Annotated in this window: 6 protein-coding genes and 1 other RNA gene; 1 reads left to right on the top strand and 6 read right to left on the bottom strand. The window is 57.8% G+C overall.

Going from position 1 to position 5496, the window contains the following annotated elements; genetic code table 11:
* Positions 1-539: 539 nt before the first annotated feature.
* The 3 genes from ffs to V6C07_RS08255 all read right to left on the bottom strand — a co-directional run bounded on the left by ffs (position 540) and on the right by V6C07_RS08255 (position 2473).
* An RNA gene (gene ffs / locus V6C07_RS08265) (signal recognition particle sRNA small type) lies at positions 540-625 on the bottom strand.
* Positions 626-656: 31 nt separating this feature from the next.
* Positions 657-1499, bottom strand: coding sequence for an amidohydrolase family protein (locus V6C07_RS08260; protein WP_333535914.1), 843 nt, complete (start codon positions 1497-1499; stop codon positions 657-659).
* 2 nt (positions 1500-1501) lie between these two features.
* Complete coding sequence (locus V6C07_RS08255; protein ID WP_333535912.1) at positions 1502-2473, bottom strand: D-2-hydroxyacid dehydrogenase; 972 nt, start codon at positions 2471-2473, stop codon at positions 1502-1504.
* On the opposite strand from V6C07_RS08255, the gene V6C07_RS08250 reads away from it, so the two are divergent.
* Complete coding sequence (locus V6C07_RS08250) at positions 2472-2807, top strand: hypothetical protein (protein ID WP_333535911.1); 336 nt, start codon at positions 2472-2474, stop codon at positions 2805-2807. The genes V6C07_RS08255 and V6C07_RS08250 overlap by 2 nt on opposite strands.
* A 272-nt stretch (positions 2808-3079) precedes the next feature.
* Here the strand turns inward: V6C07_RS08250 and pal are convergent, their stop codons facing one another.
* The 3 genes from pal to V6C07_RS08235 form a co-directional block, all read right to left on the bottom strand.
* The gene (pal, locus tag V6C07_RS08245; RefSeq protein ID WP_333535910.1) at positions 3080-3547 is read right to left on the bottom strand and encodes a peptidoglycan-associated lipoprotein Pal; all 468 of its coding nucleotides are present in this window, start codon (positions 3545-3547) and stop codon (positions 3080-3082) included.
* Between the two features lie 227 nt (positions 3548-3774).
* Entirely contained in the window at positions 3775-5091 is a 1317-nt protein-coding gene (locus tag V6C07_RS08240) for a translocation protein TolB (RefSeq protein WP_333535909.1), read from the bottom strand.
* A gap of 30 nt (positions 5092-5121) precedes the next feature.
* Positions 5122-5496: TonB C-terminal domain-containing protein (locus V6C07_RS08235; RefSeq protein ID WP_333535906.1), on the bottom strand; the 375-nt coding region annotated here is incomplete at its 5' end.

The raw sequence follows: 5496 nt of genomic DNA, 5'->3' as shown, positions 1-5496 counted from the left end.
CACGGGCATTGCAGCGCGGGATCGCCACTTAGCGTCCCGCTCGCAAAGCACGCGCCAGCTTCAAGACAGCGCCAGACCTGACACCACATGGCAGCTACAAAATGTGCGAAAAATTCTGGACACTACCTGCAAGCGCAATTTATTTGCGTGGTTAAGCATCGAAGCGAGCGTGTCTTAAGCTTTGAGAATGTACATTCTCAAAGTTAATTTGCTCTAGACTGTGTCGTCACGAGATGAATTTCCTTGGTATATCAAGGAGAACGAGCCTTTTATGCAGGGAGTGTACTCTTATGGTACTCGACCGGAATAAAAGGCGAAGTTCCACGTAGAGATATCGGGAAAGGCGCTCGTGGCGACACTGTCTAAGGCGGGCTTTCCTTTTTCCCACTGCCCCTGGCGAAAGATCGCCGCGCTGTATGTCGCATGAAACAGGTGGGACCGCCCTGTACATATGGCATGGGGGGCGACAAGCCGGCGGCCTTGGCGGAGCGCACGGCCGCAAAAACACAAAAACCGCAACGGGGATTCCGTTGCGGTTTTTGTGGGCCGGACACCCGGCAACTTCTGCTGCCGCTGCTTCCTTTCGGACCTGACGGAGTTGGCAGTGCTGCCGCCGTCCGGCTTGGCAAATGCTTTACTTGGAAAGGGGGCGGCTGTCAATGCCCCACGGCTTGCGCCATCCGTCCGGTCTTGGCGGTCAGCAGGCCGGGTATGGCCGTGGCGTTGCTCATGAGCCGCTCCAGCATGCTGTCGCTCAGGCCGCCTTTTTCCTGAAGCCTGCGTTTTTCATCCAGTGGATCATACAGCGGCCAATCCGTGCCAAAAAGTATTCGGTCGGCGGGATAGGCGGTCAGCAGGGTTTTTACAAGCATGGGCGTGGCAAAAGGCGTGGTGCTTGAGCTGTCAAACCACAGGTTGGGGCGTTCCTTGCCCGTAAGAGCCTTGAGTGCATGAGCCCACATGCGGTAGCCGCCAAAGTGGGCGGCGATAACCTGAAGGCGCGGAAAGGCGTCCACAATGGCTGCCAGCTTGTACGGGCAGGAGGGATTTTTTTCAGGGGAGGTTTTGTCCCCGATGTGCATTTCAAAAACAAAGCGTCCTTGCGCAGCCTCAAAAATGGGTAAAAGACGCGGATCGTTGAGCCAGAAGCCCTGAAAGTCCGGGTGCAGCTTGATGCCTCGTATACCCGCGGCTTCGAGACGGTCAAGCTCTGCCTCCCACTGGGCGTAGCCGGGGTGAACCGTGCCGAAGGCGATCACATTGTCCGGATGCGCCCGCTGCAGGCTGATGGCGTAGTTGTTGGCCGGAATGACCTGCGCGGGGGCTGTGGCCGCGCACAAGACCACGCACATGTCGATGCCGGCCCTGCGCTCATTTTCCAGCAGGTTGGTGATAGTGCCGTTGCCCGCACAGGCAACGCTGTAATGCTCGTTGAGGTGCTCCACTGCCTTGTGCGCTATTTTGGGGTGAAAGGCGTGGGTATGGATGTCGATACGCATGGCTAGACGCTGCTCACCCCGTTGACAACGTTGACAGGCGTGCCAGCCTGCCAGCGGCGGATATTTTCGGCCGTAAGATCAATGATATTCTGCCTTGCCCTGGTAGTGGCCCAGGCAATGTGCGGGGTGATAAGCGTGTTGGGAGCGGAAAGCAGGGGATTATCGGCACTTGGCGGTTCTTCGGAAAGCACGTCTGTGCCGAGGCCGCCCAATTGGCCGCTTTCAAGGGCAGCCGCCACAGCAGCCTCATCAACCAGCGGGCCACGGGAGGTATTGAGCAGAATGGCGCCCCTGCGCATGTTGGACAGGGTTTTGGCGTTGATGATGTGCTGCGTGTCCTTGGTCAGGGGGCAGTGCAACGAGATGACGTCCGAAGCGCAGATAAGGTGTTCCAGCGCGGCAAAGGCGAAGGGGCTGTAAGTGGGCGGATTTTTTGGGGTACGGCACTGGGCAAGAACATTCATGCCGAAGGCGTGCGCCAGTTCACCCATGCGGCGCCCAATGGAGCCAAAGCCGATAAGGCCCATGGTCATGCCCTCAAGGCAGACCGGAGGGATTTTCCAGTAGCACCACTGTTTTGATTTTTGCCAGTCGCCATTTTTAACACTGCGGGTGTGCAGGCTGGTGTGGCGGCACAGCTCAAGCAGCATGGCCATGGCATGCTGGGCCACATCGCTTACGCCATAGGCCACCACATTGCATACAGGTATGCCCCGCCGGGCCAATGCTTCGGTGTCAATGATATTATAGCCGGTTGCCAGCACCCCCACCATGCGGACGCTTTCAAGAGCGGGCAGGTCTTCCTTGCGAAGGGGCGTTTTATTGGTCAGCAGCACATCCGCGCCTTTGACGCGCTCGGCCAGCTGATCCTTGCTGGTTTCGTCATATATGGTCACATCGCCCAAAGCAGTGACAGGTCCCCAATCCACATCGCCGGGGTTGAGCACCCCGCCGTCCAGAATGACAATCTTCATGGGAATATCCTCGCTTATGCGCAGTGTAGCCTGTGCTTCTGGCCTTCGCAAGACCCTGTGTCAGGTGCGGCAACAACGTATGGAGGCAGAAAAAACCTACGGTTGCGGGGGAAAGCGCCTTCGCCGCGGCAAGGTGCGCCTGGCCGATGTAAACTTCAGGCACGGCGGCATTGTATCTTTAAAAACACCCATTCTCAACATGTGCCTGCGCTTCCTGCTGTTTGCAAGAGCGAAAGTGCAGGGCGAAACCGCACCAGCCGCAAGCGCTGCGGCAACGGCTCAGGCACAGGTGTGCTCCGGCGGGGCAGCCTGCCGGGCGGCCAAGGCGGTTTAGAGCAATTTCACTTTGAAATTGCTCTGGCGACTGCGCGAGCAGACGCCCGCCGCGAAGGCGTAAGCGCAGCTTCAGCCGTTACGACAAAGGAAGTTACGGATGAAGACAGCAGAGCTATTTATTTGCGCTGTTAAACGCCGAAGCGAGCGTGTCTTAAACTTTGAGAATGTACATTTTCAAAGCTAATCTGCTCTAGCAAGGATGCCTGCAAAAAGGGGATAAAAAAAGGCCACCCTTGCGGGTGGCCTTGCATTCGTCGCACAGACCGAGGTCTAGTGGCCGATAACGCGGAAGTCGTCGCGGCGGTTCTTGGCCCAAGCGGCTTCGTTGTTACCCTGCACGGCGGGATTTTCCTTGCCGTAGCTGATCATTTCAAGCTGGTTGGGGTTCACGCCCATCATGACCAGGTACTCATACGCAGCGCGGGCGCGGCGCTCGCCAAGGGCGAGGTTGTATTCCTGGGTGCCGCGATCGTCGCAGTTGCCTTCGATGCGAACGCGGATGGCGGGGTACTGCTTCAGAAGGTCGCCCTTCTGCTTCAGCATTTCTTTGTACTGGTTTTCAATGTTGAATTTGTCAAAGGCGAAGTACACGCGGCCATCAGTGATCTGCTGGACGGCAGCGCGCATTTCAGGGGTCATGCCATCATCATAGCCAGGTTCGCCGGTGGTTTTCTTTGCGCAACCAAAACCGGCAGCCAGAGCCATGACCAAAGCGAGAATAAGAGCGTAGCGTTTCATTGTGTCCTCCTGAACAGCTCATTCTCCAAGAAATTAATACCTTTCCTTTCTGCACACATAAGGGCGCATTGCCCTTGCATAACAGATGGTATCCGCACCGTAATTTTTGTCAAGGAGTGTGCGGGGGGTTAGGCGCACTTTCGTAAAATATTTTTTACCCGGCTGGCTCGAAAAAAACGGCAAACCGGGTAAAAAATGTTTTTTCAAAATTCAATATGCTGAATTTATTATTTTTGTTGTCCGGGCATGCCCCAGCGGGGAAAAGAAGAGTCTCCGCCGCCTGTGGGCACTCTTTTGGCGTCGCCGCCATGCCGCGTGGTCAGGTAAATGCCGCGTCCGCCTCCGCGTGAGGAGGTGAAGGCGATAAAGTAGCTGTCCGCGCAGAAAGAGGGCTGTTCGTCGCTGCCGGGGCCAAAGCTGATCTGGCGTTCCGTGCCGGTCAGCATGTCCTGCACAAAAATGCGGTGGCCGTATTCCGTCATACGGCTGTAAACCACAAGCGTGCCGTCGGGCGACAGGTTGGCCTCGGAGTTGTACGTGCCGTTTTTGCTCACGCGGGTAATGGACCCGCTGCTCAGATCCTTGAGGAATATCTGCGGGCCGCCCAGGCGGGACGAGGTAAAGGCCATCTTGGTGCCGGTGCTGTCAAAGGTGGGCGACACATTGATGGAATCGTTCTGCTCAAGCACCCGTTCTTTCTGGAATACGTGGTTGAGCTGGAAGATGACGGGATACTTGCCGTTGGAAAGGGCCACAGCCACCTTGTTGTCAGGCATAAAGGCGGGGCCTATGACCACGTTGCCGGGAAAGCGGATGCGCTGCACCTTGCCGGTGGAGCGGTCCCACACGCCGAGGGCATGGGATTTGGGGTCTATCTGGGTGAAGACCACAAAGCGTCCGTCCGGTGACCATGCGGGCGACATGGCTTCGCCGGGCATGTTGGTGATCTGGCGCAGGTCACGCCCGGTGGGCTTGACCAGCCAGACGTTGGAGTCCATTTTGCCGTTCTTTTTGATAAAGGCGAGCGTGGAGCGGAAAAAGGCCCCGTTGCCCGTCAGGGCTTCAAGCAGGTCGGCGCAGAAGCGGTCAGCCACTTCGGGCAGGTCGCGGGCGTTGACCTTGGGGTATTCCTTGCCGAACAGCCGGCCGCCGGTATTGGTTTCAAAGGCGCGGATCTGCACGGGGCGCGTGCCGCTGTCGCCTTCGGGCCAGAATGTGGTTACCACAATGTCGGAACCGGCAAGCTGAAAGCGCTTGAAGTCCAGGCTGGGCGGTTCATAACCGGCCAGCACCACGCCGCCGAGCACAGCCTTGGGGTCCGTCAGGCGCATGAAAGGAAGGAAGCCCAGGTTTTCCTGAACAATTTTTTGCAGGTCAGCGCCCATGCCCGTGGCTTGCACCTGCGGGCCTTTGAGAGGAGCGGCCAGGGCCAGATTGACGATGTTCTGGCCCGGACCGTAGATATCCACGCGCATGGCGGCCTGTGCTCCGCTTCCCAGAGCCAGCCAAAGCCCCAGGGCCAGGAGAAGAAGCAGTTTTTTCATGGCGTCAGCAGTCCTTGTTGGGTCGGCACGCTAGCGGCGCACCAGTGTAAGAGTTATGTCCAGCGTTGTGCCGATATCTGCGGGTGGCGGCGGAATGCTGCCTGCCTTCTTGATACCCCGGCGCACGAACGAATCAAGATACTTGTCACCGCTTTTTTCAAGAAAAGCGAAATCCTGGATGGCTCCGGTAGAGGGGTCCACCGTCAGCCGTACAGTAGGATAATAGGTCCCGAGCGGCGTTTCAACCGGTATGATGATGGCGTTGGCAAGCTCCCGGCCCAGGTTGGAAAAATATTTGTTGTGCTTTTTTCCATAGCGGAACTGAGCCTTGCTGTCCGGCCCGTAGGTGAGCGGCCGGTCCGGCTGCGTGGCGGACTGCACCGCAGTGCTCGCCGGAGGGGGAGT

It is taken from the genome of Desulfovibrio sp. 1214_IL3152 (assembly GCF_036763055.1).
GTDB lineage: Bacteria > Desulfobacterota > Desulfovibrionia > Desulfovibrionales > Desulfovibrionaceae > Desulfovibrio.
This window is presented reverse-complemented; position numbering and strand designations above follow the sequence as displayed.